This window comes from Pseudoruegeria sp. SHC-113 (assembly GCF_025376885.1).
Classification (GTDB): domain Bacteria; phylum Pseudomonadota; class Alphaproteobacteria; order Rhodobacterales; family Rhodobacteraceae; genus Pseudoruegeria.
Genome location: NZ_JAHUBR010000002.1, coordinates 157,343 through 176,672, shown reverse-complemented (window position 1 = coordinate 176,672; position 19,330 = coordinate 157,343). Strand labels below are relative to the sequence as shown.

Genomic DNA, 19,330 nt, shown 5'->3' with positions numbered 1-19,330 from the left:
GTCGTTGCCACTACGTCAACACGACATCCGCCCGCAGGCAAGCGCGCTGTTTGCGGCGGGCAGGCTTCCGCCCGAAAGGTCTGTGGAAGGGAGTGGATTTGCGAGGCAACTCCAATAGACTGCTTGCATCCGCGCCCGTTGAGGGGCAAGAAAACTGACCAACAAGTCAAATAAAACCCAAGCCGGGGGGAGGGCCTGATGCCTTTGCTGGAAGCCGCGATCGCGGTGCGTGAAAAAGCCTATGCGCCCTATTCCAACTTCAAGGTAGGCGCGGCGATCCGCGGGGCGGATGGCAAGATCTATACCGGGTGCAACGTGGAAAACGTGGCCTATCCGGAAGGCACCTGCGCCGAGGCTGGGGCGATCGCGCTGATGGTCGCGAGCGGCGAGACCCGGCTCACCGAGGCGCTGGTCATTGCCGACAGCCCGCTCCCGGTGAGCCCCTGCGGTGGGTGCCGCCAGAAGCTCGCAGAGTTCGGCACGGCGGATGTGAAGATCACCATGACAACGCTCGACGGCAACGCCCGCACGATGACTCTGGCCGAGCTTCTGCCCGGAGCCTTCGGGCAGGGCCATATGGACAAGGGCTGAAATGGACGCGCGGGCGATCATCGCCAAAGTGCGCACCGGCGAAACGCCGGGCGAGGCCGAACTGCAGTGGTTCGCGGAAGGGCTCTCGGACGGCGGCGTGTCGGATGCGCAGGCCGGGGCCTTCGCCATGGCGGTGCTGCTGAACGGGCTGAGCGAGCCAGGCCGCGTGGCCCTCACCAAATCCATGCGCGACAGCGGCGATGTGCTGGGCTGGGATCTGCCCGGTCCGGTGCTGGACAAACATTCCACCGGTGGTGTGGGCGATTGCGTTTCGCTTCTGCTCGCGCCCGCGCTGGCGGCGGCGGGGGCCTATGTGCCGATGATCTCGGGCCGGGGGCTTGGGCACACGGGCGGCACGCTCGACAAACTCGAAGCCATCCCGGGCCTGAACACGCAGGTGGATACGGCCCGTCTGCGGCGGATCGTGGAAAGCACCGGCTGCGCCATCGTCAGCGCTTCGGCCCGCATTGCCCCCGCCGACAAGCGGCTCTACGCGATCCGCGATGTGACGGCGACGGTGGAAAGCGTCGATCTGATCACCGCCTCGATCCTCTCCAAGAAGCTGGCCGCCGGGCTCGATGCGCTGGTGCTGGACGTGAAATGCGGCTCCGGCGCGTTCATGAAGACGCCTGAGGAGGCCATCGCGCTGGCCGATGTGCTGGTGCGCACCGCCAATGGTGCGGGCTGCCCGACGCGCGCGCTGGTGACCGATATGAACCAGCCCTGCGCCCAGACGCTGGGCAATGCGCTTGAGGTGATGGAGGTCATGGCGCTGCTGACGGGCGATGCCGTGAACCCGCTCCTGACCGATCTCACCATCGCCCTTGGCGGCGAACTGCTGGCGCTCGGCGGTGTCGCGGCGGACACCACGACGGGGCAGGCCGCCATAACGGACGCACTGGAAAGCGGCGCGGCGGCGGAGCGCTTCGGGCGGATGATTTCCGATTTGGGCGGGCCGGGCGATTTCGTGGAGCATTGGCGCGACCGCCTTCCGGCTGCACCTGTAGTGGTAGACGTGATGGCGCAGGAGGCCGGGCGGCTGGCGGCCATCGACGGCGAAGCGCTGGGGCAGGTGGTTGTCCATCTCGGCGGCGGGCGGTTGCGGCAGGAGGATCGCATCGATCCCGCTGTCGGTTTGAGCCATATGCTGCGGCTGGGCGAGGCGGTGGACGCTCATGTGCCGCTCTGCCGGATCCACGCCAAATCGATGAGCGATGCCGAGCAGGCCGCGCTCGCCGTGCGGGCGGCCTGCACCATCGCGGAGGCCGCGCCCGCGCCGGCTCCGCTTGTTCTCAGGAGGCTTGGCTGATGGCGCGCGCGTTCCTTGTTGTGCTCGATTCCGTTGGCTGCGGCGGCGCGCCGGATGCCGCGGATTTCGGCGATGCGGGCAGCAACACGCTTGCACATATCGCACAATCCTGCGCACGCGGCGCAGCGGAAGAAGGCCGTTCTGGCCCGCTGCACTTGCCAAATCTTGATAATTTGGGCCTCGGCGCTGCGATCCGGCTGGCCTCGGGTGCAGAAACACCTGGCCTCACCGCCACACCGCGCGGGCTCTGGGGCGCGGGCACCGAAATCTCGCCGGGCAAGGACACGCCTTCGGGCCATTGGGAGCTCGCCGGCCTGCCGGTGCCGTGGGACTGGCACTACTTCCCCGACACCGCGCCAAGCTTCCCGCCGGATCTGGTGAAGGCCGTTTGCAAGGCGGCCGGAACAGACGGCATCCTCGGAAATCGCCATGCCTCGGGCACCGTGGTGATCGCGGAGGAGGGCGCGCGCCATGTCGAGACGGGCTGGCCCATCTGCTACACCTCGGCGGATAGCGTCTTCCAGATCGCGGCCCATGAGGAGCATTTCGGGCTCGCGCGCCTGCTGCAGCTTTGCAAGGATCTCGCCCCGATGCTGCACGAGATGAAAGTGGGCCGCGTCATCGCGCGCCCCTTCGTGGGCGATGCGCAAAACGGCTTTACCCGCACCACCAACCGCAAGGATTTCGCCATCCTGCCGCCCGCCGACACGCTTTGTGATCGCGCGCAGAAGGCGGGGCGGAAGGTCCATGCGGTGGGCAAGATCGGCGACATCTTCTCGATGCGCGGCATCGATGATGTGCGCAAGGGCAGCGATGCGGAGCTGATGGAGCACCTGCTCGAAGTGATGGATCTGGCCGAAGAGGGCAGCTTCACCTTCGCCAATTTCGTTGAGTTCGACAGCCTCTATGGCCACCGCCGCGATGTGGCGGGCTATGCCCGCGCGCTGGAGTGGTTCGACGCTCAGGTGCCGGGTCTGCTGGCCCGCCTGCGCGAAAGCGATCTGATGATTTTCACCGCCGATCACGGCAACGATCCCACATGGCGCGGCACCGATCACACGCGCGAACGCGTGCCGGTGCTGGGCGCGGGCGTGGGCGAAAAAGCGATCGGGCAGGTGGGCTTTGCCGATGTGGCGGCCTCCATCGCCGATCATCTGGGCATACCGGCACAGGACATACCGGCGCAGGGGCCGGGAAGGAGTTTTCTATGAGCGTTTCGGATCTGCCGAAGGTCGAGCTTCACCTGCATATCGAGGGCGCGGCACCGCCAGCCTTCATCAAGGGGCTGGCGCAGGAGAAGGGCGTGAACCTGACGGGCGTCTTTGATGAGCGCGGCCATTATGCGTTTTCCGATTTCTGGCATTTCCTCAAAGTCTACGAGGCCGCCACCGAGGTGCTGAAAACGCCCGAAGATTTCGGCCGCCTCACCCGCGCCGTGCTGGAGGAAAGTGCCGCCAACGGGGTGATTTACACCGAGGCTTTCATCTCGCCCGATTTCTGCGGTGGCGGCGATCTGGGCGCGTGGCGCGAATATGTCCACGCCATCGAGGAGGCCGCAAAGGCGGCCGAGGCGGCGGATGGCATTATCCTGAAAGGCATCGTCACCCCGGTGCGCCATTTCGGCCCCGAAAAGGCGAAGAAAAGCGCGCGCTGCGCGGCGGAGACCGTGGGCAGCTTCATCACTGGCCTTGGCATGGGCGGCGATGAGAAGGCGGGGAAACCGGGCGATTTCGCCTATGCGTTCGACATGGCGCGCGAGGCTGGCTTGCGGCTCACCTGCCATGCGGGCGAGTGGGGCGGGCCGGAGAGCGTCCGGCAGGCGCTGGATGATCTGAAGGTCGAACGCATCGGTCACGGCGTGCGCGCTATCGAGGATCCGGCTCTCGTGGAACGGCTCGCCGAGGATGGCATCGTGCTGGAGGTGTGCCCCGGCTCAAACGTGGCGCTGGGGCTTTACAAAAAGTGGCAGGATCACCCCATAGAGCGGCTGCGGGCAGCCGGGGTGAAGGTCACCGTCTCCACCGATGATCCGCCCTTCTTCCACACCACGATGAAACATGAATATGATCGCCTGGCCGATACCTTCGGCTGGGATGACGGCAGTTTCGCCGAGATCAACCTGACCGCCGCCCGCGCGGCCTTCTGTGATGAAGAGACCCGCGCCGCCCTGATCAAACGCCTGGAGGCCGCACATGACTGACCATCTCACCGTTGTCGACCACCCGCTGGTGCAGCACAAACTGAGCCACATGCGCGAGGTGAGCGCCTCGTCGAGCAAGTTCCGCCGCCTGCTGCGCGAGATCAGCCAGCTCCTGGCCTATGAGATCACCCGCGAGATGGAGATGACAACGAAGCGCATCGACACGCCCCTGCAGGAGATGGACGCCCCTGTGATCGCCGGTAAGAAGCTTGCGCTGATCTCGATCCTGCGGGCGGGCAACGGTCTGATGGATGGCATCCTGGAGTTGATCCCCTCCGCCCGCGTGGGCTTCGTGGGGCTCTACCGCGACGAGGAAACGCTGCAGCCGGTGCAATACTATTTCAAGGTGCCCGATAGCCTTGAGGATCGGCTCGTGATCGCGGTCGATCCGATGCTGGCCACGGGCAATTCCTCGGTGGCGGCGATTGATCTGCTGAAGAAGGCCGGGGCCAACAACATCCGCTTCCTTTGCCTGCTCGCCGCGCCCGAAGGCGTTGCCCGGATGAAAGAGGCGCACCCGGATGTGCCGATTGTCACGGCCGCGCTGGATGAGCGTCTGAACGAACATGGTTACATCGTTCCCGGCCTAGGGGATGCGGGCGACCGGATGTTCGGCACAAAATAAACCCCTGATTCGGAGACAGTGGGTTTACAGATTCGGCAATATCCTGCATCCTCCCACTATATTTTGTGGGGGGCAGCGATGCGAGCAGTAAGAACCGCCGCCCTCGGACTGGCAGTGGTTTTGGCGAGCGCCACTCTCGCCCCGGCCCAGTCTCTGAGGGATTCCACCGGGCCTGCCGAATTTCCGCCGGCAAGCTACAAAGGCAGCCAATACGTTGACAGCAACGGGTGCGTGTTCGTGCGCGCAGGGGTTGGCGACGCCGTGACATGGGTGCCGCGCGTCTCGCGCGATCGGCGCATGGTCTGCGGCGCGAAGCCGACATTCGCCGCGACGCAGACAGCGCCATTGCCGGTGATCAAGGATCCGCCCGCCAGCACCACGAGCACGGCCACCGCCGCGCCGACGCCCAAACCCGCCCCGACGCCCGCGCCGAAACCGGCCGCGCCCGCGGTGGCGACGGCCCCGGCGAAAGTCGCGCCGCAGCCCGCGCCGAAATCGGCCACCACGACAACGCGCAAGGCCAGCGAAGAATGCCCCGGCGCGTCGGTGCTGTCGCGGCAGTATATCGGCGATGGCAGCCGCTACGAGGTGCGCTGCGGCCCGCAGAAGGACCACCCCGGCAGCTATGGTGTCGGCCCGCGCGTGGCCCCGGCCTCGCCGGTCTCGCCGCAATCTCGGGTGATCCGCCCGGCCGCGCCGCAACTGCCCGAGGGCTATAAGCCCGCGTGGGAGGATGATCGGCTCAACCCCTATCGCTCCCGTCGCACCGCGCAGGGCGAGGCGCAGATGCGCCTTGTCTGGACGGACACCGTGCCGCGCAGGCTGGTGGAAGTGGAAGCCGGGCAGGATCTGGAGCTGAAGCAGGCGCAGATCAAGTTCCGCAAGGAAAACCCGCAGTTTGCCCGCGCCAAGGCGCCGAAACCGTCCGCCGTTGCCAAGAGCAGCCCCGCCGCGCAGCCCGCCAAGGCGCGTTGGGTGCAAGTGGGGGCCTACCGGGATCCGGGCAATGCCAAGGCCAGCGCCAAGCGGCTGCAGCAGCTGGGGCTGCCGGTGCGCTACGGCAAGTACAACAGCAAAGGCTCCGAGATCAAACTGGTGCTGGCCGGGCCGTTCAGCAGCCAGCAAGAGCTCTCCCGCGCCATGCAGAAAGCACGGGCTGCGGGGTTTAAGGATGCGGTCTACCGCAAATAGTTAGGCAGGCGAAGAAGAGAGGGGGCCTCGGGTGCAAACTGGCACGCGGGGCCCTCTCCGCTATTTGGCCGCTTTTTGGGCTGCTTGGTTCGGATACAAAAAAGAGGGGGCGCAGCCCCCGCCGGGCCTACGGCCCGACTCCCCCGGGATAGTTTTGCCAAGATGAAGGTCAGAGGTCGTCCTCGAAGGGATCCCATTCGTCGGAGACTTCGGGCAGCGCCTCGGCGGCAACTTCGGCGGCGATCTCCTGCGCGGTGCGGATGTCGGAGATGCGCGCCTGCGGGAAGGCGGCGAGCACGGCCTGCACCATCGGGTGTGTTTTGGCCTCTTCCTCCAGTTTCAGGCGTTCGGCGTCGCGGTCTTCGGCGATGGTGCGCCCGCCGCCTGCGTTTTCGACGATCACGGCCCAGCGGGCGCCCGTCCAGCTTTGCAGCTTGCTGCCAAGGCGTTGGGCGAGATCGGCGGGGGCTTCGGGCGTGGGCTGGAAGGTGATCCGGCCCGGGCTGTAGGAGATCAGGCGCAGGGTGGTTTCGATTTCCACCAGCAGTTTCACGTCGCGGTGGCGGCGGATCAGTTCGAGCACCTGCGGGAAGCGGGCATAGCGGGCCAGCGCATCTTCGGGCTGGGCCGCGACGGCCAGCGCAGCGCGGGGGCCGCTGCCGCCGGACACGGGCGCGGCGGGGCCGCGGGCCTGCGGGGCGTGGCCGCCATTGCCGCCGGGTGCCGTGGGCTGGCCGCCGTTGGGCGGGGGCGGCGGGGTGTCTTGCAGTTTGCGGATAAGATCTTCGGGGCTGGGCAGTTCGGCCACATGGGTGAGGCGGATCACGGCCATTTCGGCGGCCATCATCGCATTGGGGGCCATGGCGACCTCTTCCAGCGCTTTCAGCAACATCTGCCACATGCGGGTGAGCACGCGCATCGGCAGGGCTTCGGCCATGGCCTGACCCCGGGCGCGTTCGTCGGGCGAAACGGTGGGATCTTCCACCGCCTCGGGCGTGATCTTGATCACCGAAATCCAGTGGGTGATTTCCGCCAGATCGCGCAGCACGGCCATGGGATCCGCCCCATCGGCATATTGCGCGGCCAGTTCCTGCAGGGCTGCGCCGGCATCGCCCTTCATCACCATGTCAAACAGATCGAGAACCCGGCCGCGATCCGCGAGCCCCAGCATGGCGCGGACCTGATCGGCGGTGGTTTCGCCCGCGCCATGGGCGATGGCCTGATCCAGAAGACTCATCGCGTCGCGCACGGAGCCTTCGGCGGCGCGGGTGATCAGCGCCAGCGCGTCCTCCGCGATCTGGGCGTTTTCCTTGCCGGCGATGCTTTGCAGGTGGGCGATCATCACCTCGGGCTCGATCCGGCGCAGATCGAAGCGCTGGCAGCGCGACAGCACCGTGACGGGCACCTTGCGGATCTCGGTGGTGGCGAAGATGAATTTGACGTGGGCGGGCGGCTCCTCCAGCGTTTTCAACAGCGCGTTGAAGGCGCTGTTGGAGAGCATGTGCACCTCGTCGATGATGTAGATCTTGTAGCGGGCCGAGGCCGCGCGGTAGTGCACCGAATCGATGATCTCGCGGATGTCGCCGACGCCGGTGCGGGAGGCGGCGTCCATCTCCATCACGTCCACGTGGCGGCCCTCGGCGATGGCCACGCAATGCTCGCAGACACCGCAAGGCTCGGTGGTGGGGCCGCCTGTGCCATCGGGGCCGATGCAATTCATCCCCTTGGAGATAATGCGCGCGGTGGTGGTTTTGCCGGTGCCACGGATGCCCGTCATGATGAAGGCCTGTGCGATGCGATCGGCCGCGAAGGCGTTCTTCAGGGTGCGCACCATGGCGTCCTGCCCGATCAGGTCGGCGAAGGTGGCCGGGCGGTATTTGCGGGCAAGGACCTGGTAGGCGGTCTCTGGTGTGTCGGACATCTGGGCTCCCCGTGGTTGGGGAGACCCTAAATCCGCCGTGCGCGGGCTTCAAGCATGGGCTAGGCTTTCAGGGGTTAAGCGTGCGGAGGGTGTCATGCGTCTGAAAGGGGTGCGCCGGAGCAGCAATATCGAGGATCGCCGCCGGTCCGGCGGCGCGCGGGCGGGCGGGATCGGCGGCATCGGCCTCTTGATTATCCTTGTGATCGGCTATTTCGCCGGTGTCGATGTGACGCCGCTTCTGCAGGGCGGGGGCACGACCCAGGGCCAAAGCTCCGCCCCCTTGAGCGCGGAGGAGCAGGCGGCGGCGGAATTCTCGGCGCGGGTTTTGGCCACGATAGAGGACGTCTGGACGCAGGTGTTTCGCGATCAGCTGGGCGCGCAATACGAGGCCCCAGTCGTGGTGCTGTTCTCTGGTGTAACGGCCAGCCCCTGCGGCAACGCCTCGGGCGCGACGGGGCCGTTCTACTGCCCGCTGGATGAGAAAGCCTATCTGGACACCGATTTCTTCGCCTACATGAACCGCGCGCTCGGCGCCGGTGGCGATTTCGCGGCGGCCTATGTGATCGCTCATGAGGTGGCGCATCATGTGCAGAACGAGCTGGGGATCCTGCCGGAAGTGAACCGGCTGCGACAGCAGGCCAGCCAGGTGCAGGCCAATGCGCTAACCGTGCGGCTGGAGCTGCAGGCCGATTGCCTCGCGGGCGTCTGGGCGCGGGCCGTGGGCGGGCTTCTGGAGCCCGGCGATCTGGATGAGGCACTGAACGCGGCGCGGCGGATCGGGGATGACTACCTGCAGCGGCGGGCCGGGCAGGTGCCCCAGCCGCATACCTTTACCCATGGCACCTCGGCGCAGCGACAGGGCTGGTTTGCGCGGGGCTATGAGGCCGGCGACATTACCGCCTGCGATACGTTTTCGGTCCAAGACCTCTAGGCTTGGATCGGCGCTGGCTTCGCGCTAGGCTTGGGCCGGCCCGGCTGTCGGGGGGCCGCCTGATCCGCGGAAAGCTGCAAGGCACCCGATGACATATGCGAAATCCATTTGGTTTTGCCCGGCCCGAGCCAGCGGATCACAGGGCCCGACACGGGAGAAACCGGATGACCCGATCCCTTGACCAATTGCGCCGCGCCGCGCGCCGTTTGCAGAAAGCCCATGCCGCGGGCGATGCCGATGCCTTGCACCGGCTGCGCCTGCATCCGCCGCGCGCCGACGGACGTGCGCTGAAGCTTGCGGATTTCCTGCATGTGGTGGCGCAGGAAAACGGCTTTGAAAGCTGGCCCAAGCTGAAATTCGCCGCCGATCTGCGGGGCTTTGACCGCGCCGCGAAGGAGCAACGGCTGAAGGTGGCGCTTTACCATGGACAGAATTGGGTGGTGGAGCGGCTTCTGGCCGATACGCCGGATCTGGCGCAGGGGCATTTCGGCCTGCTGGTGGCGCTGCTGGACAGGCCCGCCGTGGAGGCATGGCTCGCGCGGGATCCCGGCGCGGCGGTAGCGCTTTTCGGCCCGCGCCGTCCGATCCTGCACCTGGCCTTCTCGCGCCATATTCACAGCCATCCGGAGCGTGAGGCCGACATGTTGGCGATTGCCGAGATGCTTCTGGCCCACGGCGCGGATGTGAACGACGGCTACCCTTATCAGCCCGGCGACGATCACTTGCTCTCGGCACTCTACGGCGCACTGGGGCATGCCGATAACCTGCCGCTGGCGCGCTGGCTGCTGGCGGAGGGCGCGAATCCGAACGACAATGAGTCGCTCTACCATTCCACCGAGCTTCCCCATGCCGACGGGGTGAAGCTGCTGCTGGCCCATGGTGCGCGCCCGGAAGGCACCAACGCGCTGCTGCGGGCGATGGATTTCAACAGCCATGAGAAGGTGCGCATACTGCTGGAGGCGGGGGCCGATCCGAACGAAGGGGTGCAGCCGCACCCCTCGGGCGAGGCCACGGGTCATGTGGGGGCGCTGCATCAGGCGGCGCGCAGGAATTGCGATGCGGAGATGGCGCGGCTTCTGCTCGCCTATGGGGCGGACCTCGACGCGCGTTGGGAGGGGCGCACGGCTTATGCCTGCGCGCGGATCTATGGCAATCAGCCCGTGGCCGAGGCGCTTGCCGCGGCGGGGGCGGATACAGCGTTGTCTCCGGAAGATGCCGCCATCGCACAGGCCTTGGAGGGGCGCGCGAAGGGACCGGTTCCGGCGGCCGCTGGGTCTGTTCTTTTGGAACTGCTCCACGCGCCCGAGCATGTGCCACTGGCCAAGCGGCTGGTGGACGCAGGTGCGCCGCTGGACGTGACCGATGCGATGGGCCTGCCCCCGGTGCAGATCGCCGGGTGGGAGGGCCTACCGGAGGCGGTGTCGTGGTTGCTTGCGCAAAGCCCCGATCTGGCGGCGGAGATGCGGCGGATGAACCGGTACGGAGGCGATCTGCTGTCCACGATCATTCACGGCTCCGAAAACTGCCCCGCACGTGCTGCGCGCGATCATGTGGCCTGCGCACGGCTGGTGTTGGAGGCCGGCGCGATGCTGCCGCGCCGCGCGCCGGAGTTCGCAGGGGAGCCTGAGATGGCGGCCTTCCTTGCCACATGGGCCGAGGAGCACCCGGAGCAGGTTTCGGAGGGCGGGGTTGTCTGAGCCTTTCGTGATCCGGCAGGTTCCTGCGGGGGCGGGGTGCATCGGCGTTGCGCCCCTGCCGGGGCGCGGCGGGGATCTGGCGGCGGATCTGCGCGCCATTGCCGATTTCGCCCCCGCTTTCGTGATCTCCTGCACCGAAGCGTCCGAGATGGGCAGCGCGCAGGACTTGCCCGCAGGCCTCGCGGCGGCGGGCATCGGCTGGCGTGGGTTCCCGATTGTGGATTTCGGGGTGCCTTCGGCGGACACCAGTTTGGCTTGGCCCGCGTTGAAGGCTGAGGCTTTGGCGGTTTTGGCCAAGGGGGGGCGGGTGCTGGCCCATTGCCACGGCGGGCGCGGGCGCTCGGGCATGGTGGCCTTGGCATTGCTCACAGCTCAAGGTCAGGCGGAGGCCTTTGCCCATTTGCGCCGCCATCACCCGCTGGCGGTGGAGACGGAGGCTCAAAGGCTTTGGGCGGAAAGGGTGCTTCGATGACAGAGGAAAAACCGCGTTGGACCTGGCTCTGGCCTCTGCTCGCGCTTTGGCTGGCGTGCCAGCTTTGGGCGGTGGCGCAGCTTTGGGAGCCGCCGACCGGTGACGGTTTTACGCGCGGGATGAACCGGATCTCCTGGTTCCTCGGTGGGCAGTTTGCGGCCGGGGTGGTGGCGATCTTCTGCTGGCAGGCCGGGCGCGGGGCGGCGACGGGCTGGGCCCGCTGGGCGGCGCGGCTGCTCGCGCTGGTGGCGCTGCTGTGGGTGCTGGGGATTGCCGGGCTGATCGGCTGGGCCTGGATCACCCATCCGGGCCCGTAACAGGCCGCCCATTTGGGGCGGCCTGCCATTGACTGGGTCAGCTCTTGCCGCGCCGATCCCGTTCGCGCATCGCCTCGCGCACGATCTTGCCGAACTGTTTCTCCCGGTGGCGCGATTGCGCGATCGTCTCGCTGTTGCGCCTGTCTTCCGAACGCAGCTTCTGCCAGCGGCGCAGCCGGTCGGCCTCCAATGTGCCTTCGGCAATCGCCGCCTGCACCGCGCAACCGGGCTCGCTTTCGTGCTGGCAGTCGGAAAAGCGACAGCGCTCTGCCATCTCGGCCACGTCGGAGAACACCGCGTCGATGCCCTCCCCGGCGTCCTGCAGGCGCAGGGCGCGCAGGCCGGGCGTGTCGATCAGCCAGCCGCCGTGGCGGGCCTGCAGGAAGCTGCGGCTCGTGGTGGTGTGGCGGCCCTTGGCGTCATCCTCGCGGATGCCGCCGGTGGCCTGCATGTCGCCACAAAGCGCGTTCGCCAGAGTGGATTTGCCCACACCGGAGGAGCCCAGCAGCACCGCCGTCTGGCCCTTGCGCCACCAGTCGGTGAGCGCGGAAACCTGATCGGGCGCGCGGGCGTCCAGCAGCAGCACCGCAAGGCCGGGCATCAGGGCTTCGCCTTGCGCCTGCCAGTCTTCGCGGGCGTCAAGGCTTTCACAGGTGTCGGCCTTGGTGAGCACCAGAACCGGCGTGATGGCGGCCTGCTCGGCCAGCGCGAGGTAGCGCTCCAGCCGCCGGGCGTTGAAATCGGCGTTGCAGCTGGAGGTGATGAACATCACGTCCACATTGGCGGCCAGCAACTGCCGCCGCGCGTCGGTGCCTGCTGCGCGGCGGGCCAACTCGCTCGCGCGCTCCAGCCGGCGCATCACGCGTTGGCTTTCAGGCGCTACAAGAAGCCAATCGCCAACGGCATAATCGCCGGTTTCCTCGGCGCCTGCGAGGCGCAGGCTTGCGGGGCCCTCAAGGCCAAGCGCCTCCAGCCTGTCGCGGTGAACAGCACTCACGCGCATCGGGGCAAGGTTTTCCAGCTCCTCGATGTCGAGTTGCTGCAGAAAAGGGGCCGACCATCCGAGGTCGGCAAGGGTATGAATAAGCATCGCTCTGCCTGACTATTGATCATCAAACGCGACAGGCGCGGCATCACGCGCGCAAGACGCGGGTGGCTCAGGCGATGGGTGGGGCGCGAAAGGCGGTGGCGGCGCTTCTGCGCGGCCTCAGCGGTGCTGACGCGTCAGCGGTTCCCGGCCTGAGCGGGCATCGAAACAGTCATGAACATCCCTTTCTCTAGTGGGTTTCCGATGGGGCGTAAGCAGGTGAGAGGCTGGACAACGACCCAAACGGGACTCGTTACGGCTGCTTCCTTCCGGACCTGACCGGGTTGGCGAGGCGCTTGCCCGCGCCAACCTCTCACGCCCCAGATATGAGGTTTGGCGGCAAAGTGCAAGGGGCGGTTGGATTGGCGTGATTGTTCAATACCGCGTGGCCAGCGCGGGCTAGTTCTGGCGGGCGAGAGTGGCAACAGGCAGGAGCAGAACCATGGAACAGGGAAAGCTGGCGCTAGTGACGGGAGCAAGCCGGGGCATTGGTTCGGGCGTGGCGGAGCGGCTCGCGGCGGAGGGCTACCGGGTGATCCGGGTGGCCCGGCAGGCGGGCAGCGGGCCGGACGATCTGGCCGTCGATCTCACCGCACCCGGCGCGCCTGCCGTCATTGCCGAGCGGCTCTCGCGCATCGGGCAGCCGCTGGATCTGCTGATCCATAATGCCGGGCAGCAGGGGGCGGTGGATCTGGATGCGCCACCGGAGCGTGCTGTCTGGGCGCAGGAAATGGCGCTGAACCTCGCCGCGCCCGTGGCGCTCACCATGGCGCTGCTGCCTGTGATGCGCCGCCCCGGTGGGGTGATCGCCTTCACCACCTCACTGGTTGCGCTCTATGCCAAACCCTCCGCACCGGTTTACTCTGCCAGCAAGGCCGGGCTTGCCGCCTTCGCGCGCGCGGCCCGGCACCAGTTGGAAGGCCGTGGGCTGCAAGTGGTAGAGATCGTGCCGCCGTTGGTGGCAACGGCGATGACGGAAGGGCGTAGGGGAACGATGCATGTGGATGCGGCAGCGCGGCAGATCTGCGCGGGGCTTGCGCGCGGCGACCGCGTGATCGCGCCGGGCAAGGCGCGCGCCGTGCGGCGGTTGCACCGGGTGCTGCCCGGAGCCGTGGAACGGATCCTCGCCCGCACATGAGCACGGGGAGCGATCCGGCGGAGGATCAGGCCAAGGATCAAGCAGGCGATTTCGCCAGTGCGGTGCTTCTGGCCCATGTCGTGCAATGGGCCGGGCGGTATCTGCCGGAGGTCTCCGCCCCGTCTGGCGCTGGCGCGCTGACCGGTGGCAAGGCCGCCGCGGAGACCAAGCGCAGACTGCTGGAGCAGATCGCCGCACAGGCGGGGCTGGGAGCCCTGATCGCGGCTGGCATCGGGTTTGCGCAGGCGCAGTCCGGCGAGCCCTCGGGGCTGTTTGCCGCGCTGACCGCCGCGCCGTCCCCCGCAGTTGCCTTGCAGAAATGGGCGCGGCTGGAGCGCTATTTTCATTCCCGCAACCGCACCCGCATCACGCTTGCAAGCCCAACCCGGGCCGAGGTGGCCCGCTACAGCCTCTCTGGCGATGTGACGCCCGAGGAGACGGCTCTGATCGCCGGGGTGATGGCGGGGCTTCTGGCGGCGAGCGGCGGCGGGGCGGTGCGGCTGGAGATCGGCGGGGCCGAGGTTGCGCTGCCCATCACCTCAGAAAACTGGCGTGGCATCATTCACGGTGACATTGCCGGGTTTGCCCTGACATGGGCGGCGGAGCCCGGGCGGATAGCGGTTCTCACGCCGAACCCGTCTGGAGACGCCGCCTCCCTTGCCGGGCAGCTCGAAGCGCTGCTGGCGAGCGATCTGGCGCGGGGGTGGACGCTGGCGCAGGCGGCCCGCGCGCTTGGGCTTTCGACGCGCTCCCTGCAGCGGGGGCTCGCAGCGGAGGGGCAGGGCTACACCGCCTGCCTGCGCCGCGCCCGCGTCGAGGCCGCCGGGCGGGCACTGGCGGAGACCATGCAGCCGCTGGCCGAGATCGGCTTCTGCGCGGGCTATGCGGATCAGGCGCATTTCCAGCGCGAGTTCAAACGGATGAGCAACATGACGCCAGCGGCCTTCCGGGCCGTGGCGCAGCTTTCGGATCAGGGCAGGAAATAGGCGGGCAGGCCGCGCAGCACGTCGCCGCTTTGCTGGGCGCGGGCCTGTGTCCAGCCGCCCTGCACGAGGAACATCAGGTGATGGGCGCGGCGTTGGGCCTCCTCTGGGCTTAGCCCCAGCCGGGCGCCGTGGTCTGCGACGCGGGCGCGCCAGCTTTCGAAAATCTCTGCCGCCACCTGCCGGAAGCTTTCGTTTTCCGGCCCGTCAAACAGCACCGAGGAGATCGGGCAGCCGCGCCAGTCGGGGTGCAGATCGAAAAGCTTGGCGAGTTTGAAACAGAGCGTGGTGGCCCCGTCGCGGAAATCTACGGCCTCGCGGAAGGCGTCATCCACGATGCCGAGCATCCCGGCCGAGGCCCAGCGGGCGGCCTCCACGGCGAGATCGGCCTTGCCATCGGGAAAGTGGTGATAGAGCGAGCCCTTCGGCACGCCGCTTTCGGCAAGAATCTCGCTCAAGCCGGTGCCATGATAGCCCTTCTGGCGAAACAGCCGCGCGGCGGTTTCGGTGAGGCGGGCTTTGGTGGGGGCGGGGGCTGTCGTCATGGGGTGAGTCTACAGAGGCTAGACCGAGTGGTCTATACCTGCTATTAGACCAATCGGTCCAGACTCGGTGTGCCGCCGCGTCACGAGGGGCCTTTGGCAGCGCGAAGAGGGCGGGATGAAACACTTGAGGCTGGCAGAAACACGCGCGACGCAGGAGCCGCTGACGATTGAGGCAGACGGGGCCGTGCTTGCGGGCCGCCTGTACCGCCCTGCCCATGCGCCCACTGCCGCCATCGTGATCCACGGCGCAACCGGGGTGCCGCAGGGCTATTACAAGCCCTTTGCCGAATGGCTCACCCGCGAGGGATACGCCTGCCTGACCTACGATTACCGCGATTTCGGCGCAAGCGCCTCGGGGCCCTTGAAGGAGTCCAAGGCGACGATGGCGATCTGGGGGCGGCTTGATCAGCCAGCCGCACAGGCCGCGCTCGAGGCCGCCGTGCCGGGCGCGCCCGTCTGGGCCATTGGCCATTCGCTGGGCGGGCTCATGCTGCCGTTTCAGGGCGATGCCGCCCGGCGGCTTTCGCGCGTGATCACCGTGGCCTCGGGCCCGGTGCATTTCTCCGATCACCCCCTGCGCTACAAACCGGTGACGGCGGCCTTCTGGTACGGGGCCGGGCCGGCGGCCACGGCGATTTGCGGGTATCTGCCAGGCAAGGCGCTGGGGCTGGGGCCGAACCTGCCCGCTGGCGTCTACTGGCAATGGCGACGCTGGTGCACGACGCCTGGCTTCAACGCCTGCGACGTGGGGGCGGACCTGCCCGCGCCTGACGACAACGCCGTGCGCTGCCCGGTGAAGGTGGTGGCCGTTGCCGATGATGTCATGGTGCCACCGCCTGCGGTCTGGCGGCTCATGCAGCTTTACCCCGAAGCGCACAAAAGCCAGCTCACTCTGCGCCCGGCGGATTTCGGGCTCAAGAAAATCGGCCATATCGGGATGTTCAACGGCAAGAACGCCGCCACATGGCCCGCGATTATCGCCTGAACGTGTGGTCAGAAGCGCTGGCCGATGTAGACATAGGTTGAGGCCTCGCCCTCCGTGTTCCAGGCGGCGTCCACCGCGAAATCCAGCGGGAACTGCTTGCTGATGCGGCCGCGCAGGCCGATGCCGCCGGCCACGCGGGCCTCGCCATTGAAGGCGGCGCTCAGGGTGGTCCCGACAGCGCCGACGCCTCCGAAAATCGCATAGCCGAAGCGCTCGCTCAGAGCGCCCCGGTATTCGAATTGCGCTGAGACCAGCGCGTCGTCGATGAACTGGGTGGAGGGGTAGCCCCGGAAGCCATCCACGCCACCAAGGCCGCAGGAATCGTAGAAGGGTGCGCTGTCGGAGGCGCCGCAGAAGGCCAGCCGCACCGCCAGCGCGTCGCCCTCGAGCGGCATCGGGCGGTAGTGATCCAGCAGCAGCGTGGCCTTGGTGTATTCGCGACTGCTTCCTTCCATGAAGCCATGGCTGGTGCGCAGCGCCACGTGGCTGCCGGAGGTGGCGAAGATCGTGTCGTCGCGGGTGTCGTAATCCACCGTCGCGCCGAAGGTGAAAATGCCGAGCGCCTGATCGTCGAGAATATCCGTGGGCAGCGCGCCGCCGGTGCGCAGGGCGATGTCGGTTTCGATGTAGCGCAGATGCATGCCGAAGCTGAGATCGGGGCTGATCCCATAGGCCAGATCGGCCTGAAACAGCTCTCCCGTCTGGTTCAGCGGGATTGGAACGCCGAGCACGAAGAGATCGTAATTCGCATCCACCGCCCCGGCGGCGAAGCCGAATTTCCAGCGGTTGTCGCTCAGGGCGAAGCTCCCCGCGAGCGCATAGCCCTCGGTGCCATTGTCGGTGCGGATCCCGCCGAGGCCGAAGAAGGACGTGTCGCTCTCGGAGTCCGAATCAAACAGGTAGCCCGCCACGACGACGAGGCCGGAGCCAATGGTAGGGTTGGAGAGCGGGATCGGGGCGGCCACGAAAGAGCCGGAGCGGATGCCGAAATCGGCTGTCTGGGCGGAGGTGATGCCGGAGAGTGTATTTTCGGGGATGCTGCTTTGGGCCGTGGCCGACGTGGCGGCCAGAAGGCCAAAGGCGGACGCCGATAAGATGCTGCGAATGTGGCCTGCCATTTTGCCCTGCCCGGATTGCTCAGATCTTGGCAAATCCTAGGGGGGCGTGGGCCTGCTTTCAACGCGAGGCCGCACAGCGCGCTTTTAGGTGGGGAGGAAGGGCAACAGCGCTGCCCTTCCAATCATCAGCCGATCAAAGCCCGATGCGGAACATCGCGAAGCCATCGGGGCCTTCGCCGGCTTCTTCAATGGAGACGCCCTTCACATCGCCCATGTAGTCCTTCGCCTTCGGGCCGGTCTGGAACAGCACCGAGGTGTCGGGCGTGGCTTTGAAGGTCCAGTTCGCATCGGCGGCGGGGCTGATGGTGCCCTGATCCACGATATAGCGCACGATCACGTCGCGGTTGGTGTCGGGGGCTTCGAGGATGATGGTGGAGCCATCGGCACCGGGGAAGCTGCCGCCGCCGCCAGCGCGGTAGTTGTTCGTCGCGATGACGAACTCCTGCGCCGGATCCAGCGGTTTGCCGTCAAACATCAGGTTGACGATGCGGCTCGCGTCCGGGTTCAGCGGCTCCCCCTTGGGGCCGAATTTCGACGGCTGGGTGAGGTCGATCTCATAGGTCACCCCATCCATCACGTCGAAGTTGTAGGAGGGGAACTCCGGGTTCAGCAGCGGCTGATCGGCCTTGCCCGCCTCGATCTGGTTGAACATCCCGGCGGAGCGTTCAAGCCAGTCTTTCACTTCCGCGCCGGTGATTTTCACCGCGCGCACGGTGTTGGGGTAAAGGTAGAGATCGGCCACGTTCTTGATCGCCACGTCACCGGCCGGAACATCGGTGTAGTACTCCGGGCCGCCCCGGCCACCGGCCTTGAAGGGCGCGGCTGCGGAGAGGATCGGCAGGCCCGCGAACTCGGTGCCCGCGAGCATCTCGCCCACGTACCATTTCTGCGCGATGGAGACGATCTGAACGCTCGGATCATCGGCCACCAGCGCGAAGTAGCTGTGCAGCGGGGCGCTGGTCTTGCCCACAGCGCGGCGCACGTAGGCCAGGGTTTCGTCGTGATCCTTCTGCACCGCATCCAGCACATATTGCTGATCTTCCACGAGTGCGGTGATCGAGCGATCCTCGTTGCGCTTGGAAATCGGGCGCGCCTCCGACGTGGCGGTGACGACAGACCACTCCCCGCCGTCGATCTGAAGCATCAGGTCGATCACGCCAAGGTGGCTGCCCCAGAAGCCGCCCATGGCGGCGGGCTTGCCCTGAATGGTGCCCGCTTCGGCATCCACCAGCGGCACATCGGCGAAGGCCGGGCCGGGGAAGACAAGGTGCTGGTGGCCGGTGACAAGCGCGTCGATGCCGTCGATCCCGGCGAGCGCGACAGAGGCGTTTTCGAGCCCCTCACCTTCCGCAGCGCCAAGGCCCGAGTGCGAGAGCGCCACGATGATGTCGGCGCCTTGCTCTTTCATCTCGGGGATATAGGCGCGGGCGGTCTCCACGATGTCGCGCGCTTCCACGTTGCCTTCCAGATGGCGGCGGTCCCAGTTCATGATCTGCGGCGGCACAAAGCCGATGATGCCGATCTTGATCGGGTGTTTCGTGCCCGCGCCGTCTTCCAGCTCGCGCTCAAGGATGACATAGGGCTTCACCAGCGTCTTGTCCTCGCGCGGTGAGGCGCCCTTTTCCAGCGCGACGTTGGCGGAGACGACGGGGAAATTGGCCCCGGCCAGCGATTTGGAGAGGAAATCGAGCCCGTAGTTGAACTCGTGGTTGCCCAGCGTGGAGGCATCAAACCCCACCGCGTTCATCGCGGTGATGACGGGGTGCATGTCGCCTTCCTTCATGCCACGCTCATAGGCGATGTAATCGCCCATCGGGTTGCCCTGCAGGAAATCGCCGTTGTCTACGAGCAGCGTGTTGGTGGCCTCGTCGCGGATCGCTTGGATCAGCGAGGCGGTGCGGGAGAGCCCGACAGTGTCGACCGGCTTGTCGCCGTAATAATCATAAGGGAAGACGTGGACGTGCAGGTCCGTGGTTTCGAGGATGCGCAGATGCGCCTGATTGGTGGCGGCGGCAACGGAATAGGGGTGCAGCGCGATCAGCGCGCTCCCGGCGGCGGTGCCTGCCAGAAAGCCGCGACGGCTGAGGGGATGGGATGAAAATGCCATTTCGGAGCCTCTTTTGGTTGTCCCTGATGGAAGGAAAGGCGAAAGACGGGGGCAGAGTCTTGGGCCCTTCGGGTACAGGCTACAGCACTACAGGGGATTCCAAGACAGTTTTT

Annotated in this window: 18 protein-coding genes and 1 other RNA gene; 13 read left to right on the top strand and 6 right to left on the bottom strand. The window is 66.9% G+C overall.

Translation table 11 applies throughout. The features are described 5' to 3' along the window. Nucleotides 1–198: 198 nt before the first annotated feature. The 6 genes from KVX96_RS15745 to KVX96_RS15720 all read left to right on the top strand — a co-directional run bounded on the left by KVX96_RS15745 (nt 199) and on the right by KVX96_RS15720 (nt 5,916). On the top strand, nt 199–591 hold the full coding sequence (locus KVX96_RS15745) for a cytidine deaminase (RefSeq protein ID WP_261195671.1): 393 nt from the start codon (nt 199–201) through the stop codon (nt 589–591). Nucleotide 592: 1 nt separating this feature from the next. Beyond that, nucleotides 593–1,900, top strand: coding sequence for a thymidine phosphorylase (locus KVX96_RS15740; protein WP_261195669.1), 1,308 nt, complete (start codon nt 593–595; stop codon nt 1,898–1,900). Then, a complete protein-coding gene (locus KVX96_RS15735) occupies nt 1,900–3,111 on the top strand; it encodes a phosphopentomutase (protein WP_261195667.1) in 1,212 nt (403 codons plus the stop codon). The genes KVX96_RS15740 and KVX96_RS15735 overlap by 1 nt, the downstream gene beginning before the upstream one ends. Then, nucleotides 3,108–4,100 carry an adenosine deaminase gene (locus tag KVX96_RS15730; protein ID WP_261195665.1) on the top strand — a complete coding sequence of 331 codons (993 nt, stop codon included), beginning with the start codon at nt 3,108–3,110 and terminating at the stop codon, nt 4,098–4,100. Before KVX96_RS15735 ends, KVX96_RS15730 begins: the two co-directional genes overlap by 4 nt. Beyond that, the gene (gene upp / locus KVX96_RS15725) at nt 4,093–4,725 is read left to right on the top strand and encodes a uracil phosphoribosyltransferase (protein WP_261195663.1); all 633 of its coding nucleotides are present in this window, start codon (nt 4,093–4,095) and stop codon (nt 4,723–4,725) included. The genes KVX96_RS15730 and upp overlap by 8 nt, the downstream gene beginning before the upstream one ends. A gap of 231 nt (nt 4,726–4,956) precedes the next feature. Next, nucleotides 4,957–5,916: an SPOR domain-containing protein gene (locus KVX96_RS15720; RefSeq protein WP_261195662.1), complete on the top strand. Its 960-nt coding sequence runs from the start codon at nt 4,957–4,959 to the stop codon at nt 5,914–5,916. Nucleotides 5,917–6,085: 169 nt separating this feature from the next. Here the strand turns inward: KVX96_RS15720 and KVX96_RS15715 are convergent, their stop codons facing one another. Continuing rightward, nucleotides 6,086–7,837, bottom strand: coding sequence for a DNA polymerase III subunit gamma/tau (locus KVX96_RS15715; protein WP_409977132.1), 1,752 nt, complete (start codon nt 7,835–7,837; stop codon nt 6,086–6,088). Between the two features lie 94 nt (nt 7,838–7,931). Here KVX96_RS15715 and KVX96_RS15710 point away from each other — a divergent pair, with 94 nt between their 5' ends. The 4 genes from KVX96_RS15710 to KVX96_RS15695 all read left to right on the top strand — a co-directional run bounded on the left by KVX96_RS15710 (nt 7,932) and on the right by KVX96_RS15695 (nt 11,254). Beyond that, the gene (locus KVX96_RS15710) at nt 7,932–8,768 is read left to right on the top strand and encodes a neutral zinc metallopeptidase (RefSeq protein ID WP_261195660.1); all 837 of its coding nucleotides are present in this window, start codon (nt 7,932–7,934) and stop codon (nt 8,766–8,768) included. A gap of 164 nt (nt 8,769–8,932) precedes the next feature. Further along, nucleotides 8,933–10,465 carry an ankyrin repeat domain-containing protein gene (locus KVX96_RS15705; protein ID WP_261195659.1) on the top strand — a complete coding sequence of 511 codons (1,533 nt, stop codon included), beginning with the start codon at nt 8,933–8,935 and terminating at the stop codon, nt 10,463–10,465. Then, nucleotides 10,458–10,937 carry a protein phosphatase gene (locus tag KVX96_RS15700; RefSeq protein ID WP_261195657.1) on the top strand — a complete coding sequence of 160 codons (480 nt, stop codon included), beginning with the start codon at nt 10,458–10,460 and terminating at the stop codon, nt 10,935–10,937. The genes KVX96_RS15705 and KVX96_RS15700 overlap by 8 nt, the downstream gene beginning before the upstream one ends. Beyond that, on the top strand, nt 10,934–11,254 hold the full coding sequence (locus tag KVX96_RS15695; protein ID WP_261195656.1) for a hypothetical protein: 321 nt from the start codon (nt 10,934–10,936) through the stop codon (nt 11,252–11,254). Before KVX96_RS15700 ends, KVX96_RS15695 begins: the two co-directional genes overlap by 4 nt. 37 nt (nt 11,255–11,291) lie before the next feature. Here KVX96_RS15695 and rsgA read toward each other — a convergent pair whose 3' ends face one another. Beyond that, entirely contained in the window at nt 11,292–12,344 is a 1,053-nt protein-coding gene (gene rsgA / locus KVX96_RS15690; protein WP_261195654.1) for a ribosome small subunit-dependent GTPase A, read from the bottom strand. A gap of 214 nt (nt 12,345–12,558) precedes the next feature. Beyond that, nucleotides 12,559–12,657: signal recognition particle sRNA small type (gene ffs / locus KVX96_RS15685), an RNA gene on the bottom strand. 126 nt (nt 12,658–12,783) lie between these two features. Here ffs and KVX96_RS15680 point away from each other — a divergent pair. Both KVX96_RS15680 and KVX96_RS15675 read left to right on the top strand, forming a co-directional pair. Continuing rightward, nucleotides 12,784–13,479, top strand: coding sequence for an SDR family NAD(P)-dependent oxidoreductase (locus tag KVX96_RS15680; protein WP_261195653.1), 696 nt, complete (start codon nt 12,784–12,786; stop codon nt 13,477–13,479). Then, nucleotides 13,476–14,465, top strand: a complete 990-nt coding sequence (locus tag KVX96_RS15675; protein ID WP_261195652.1) for a helix-turn-helix transcriptional regulator — start codon at nt 13,476–13,478, stop codon at nt 14,463–14,465. The genes KVX96_RS15680 and KVX96_RS15675 overlap by 4 nt, the downstream gene beginning before the upstream one ends. Here the strand turns inward: KVX96_RS15675 and KVX96_RS15670 are convergent. Then, nucleotides 14,450–15,007, bottom strand: a complete 558-nt coding sequence (locus KVX96_RS15670) for a TetR/AcrR family transcriptional regulator (protein ID WP_261195651.1) — start codon at nt 15,005–15,007, stop codon at nt 14,450–14,452. The genes KVX96_RS15675 and KVX96_RS15670 overlap by 16 nt on opposite strands. 115 nt (nt 15,008–15,122) lie before the next feature. Here KVX96_RS15670 and KVX96_RS15665 point away from each other — a divergent pair, with 115 nt between their 5' ends. Then, nucleotides 15,123–15,992, top strand: a complete 870-nt coding sequence (locus tag KVX96_RS15665) for an alpha/beta fold hydrolase (protein ID WP_261195650.1) — start codon at nt 15,123–15,125, stop codon at nt 15,990–15,992. 8 nt (nt 15,993–16,000) lie between these two features. Here KVX96_RS15665 and KVX96_RS15660 read toward each other — a convergent pair whose 3' ends face one another. Both KVX96_RS15660 and KVX96_RS15655 read right to left on the bottom strand, forming a co-directional pair. After that, nucleotides 16,001–17,110: a BamA/TamA family outer membrane protein gene (locus tag KVX96_RS15660; RefSeq protein ID WP_261195649.1), complete on the bottom strand. Its 1,110-nt coding sequence runs from the start codon at nt 17,108–17,110 to the stop codon at nt 16,001–16,003. A 133-nt stretch (nt 17,111–17,243) separates the two neighbouring features. After that, nucleotides 17,244–19,217 (bottom strand): bifunctional 2',3'-cyclic-nucleotide 2'-phosphodiesterase/3'-nucleotidase, encoded by a 1,974-nt coding sequence (locus KVX96_RS15655; protein WP_261195648.1) that lies wholly within the window; start codon nt 19,215–19,217, stop codon nt 17,244–17,246. Nucleotides 19,218–19,330: the final 113 nt, after the last annotated feature.

Coding starts and splice junctions, on each gene's coding strand:
- rsgA (WP_261195654.1), bottom strand. CDS start 12,344: ATGCTTATTCATACCCTTGCCGACCTCGGATGGTCGGCCCCTTTTCTG.
- KVX96_RS15705 (WP_261195659.1), top strand. CDS start 8,933: ATGACCCGATCCCTTGACCAATTGCGCCGCGCCGCGCGCCGTTTGCAG.
- KVX96_RS15745 (WP_261195671.1), top strand. CDS start 199: ATGCCTTTGCTGGAAGCCGCGATCGCGGTGCGTGAAAAAGCCTATGCG.
- KVX96_RS15735 (WP_261195667.1), top strand. CDS start 1,900: ATGGCGCGCGCGTTCCTTGTTGTGCTCGATTCCGTTGGCTGCGGCGGC.
- KVX96_RS15695 (WP_261195656.1), top strand. CDS start 10,934: ATGACAGAGGAAAAACCGCGTTGGACCTGGCTCTGGCCTCTGCTCGCG.
- KVX96_RS15740 (WP_261195669.1), top strand. CDS start 593: ATGGACGCGCGGGCGATCATCGCCAAAGTGCGCACCGGCGAAACGCCG.
- KVX96_RS15660 (WP_261195649.1), bottom strand. CDS start 17,110: ATGGCAGGCCACATTCGCAGCATCTTATCGGCGTCCGCCTTTGGCCTT.
- KVX96_RS15675 (WP_261195652.1), top strand. CDS start 13,476: ATGAGCACGGGGAGCGATCCGGCGGAGGATCAGGCCAAGGATCAAGCA.
- KVX96_RS15715 (WP_409977132.1), bottom strand. CDS start 7,837: ATGTCCGACACACCAGAGACCGCCTACCAGGTCCTTGCCCGCAAATAC.
- KVX96_RS15670 (WP_261195651.1), bottom strand. CDS start 15,007: ATGACGACAGCCCCCGCCCCCACCAAAGCCCGCCTCACCGAAACCGCC.
- KVX96_RS15655 (WP_261195648.1), bottom strand. CDS start 19,217: ATGGCATTTTCATCCCATCCCCTCAGCCGTCGCGGCTTTCTGGCAGGC.
- KVX96_RS15730 (WP_261195665.1), top strand. CDS start 3,108: ATGAGCGTTTCGGATCTGCCGAAGGTCGAGCTTCACCTGCATATCGAG.
- upp (WP_261195663.1), top strand. CDS start 4,093: ATGACTGACCATCTCACCGTTGTCGACCACCCGCTGGTGCAGCACAAA.
- KVX96_RS15665 (WP_261195650.1), top strand. CDS start 15,123: ATGAAACACTTGAGGCTGGCAGAAACACGCGCGACGCAGGAGCCGCTG.
- KVX96_RS15710 (WP_261195660.1), top strand. CDS start 7,932: ATGCGTCTGAAAGGGGTGCGCCGGAGCAGCAATATCGAGGATCGCCGC.
- KVX96_RS15680 (WP_261195653.1), top strand. CDS start 12,784: ATGGAACAGGGAAAGCTGGCGCTAGTGACGGGAGCAAGCCGGGGCATT.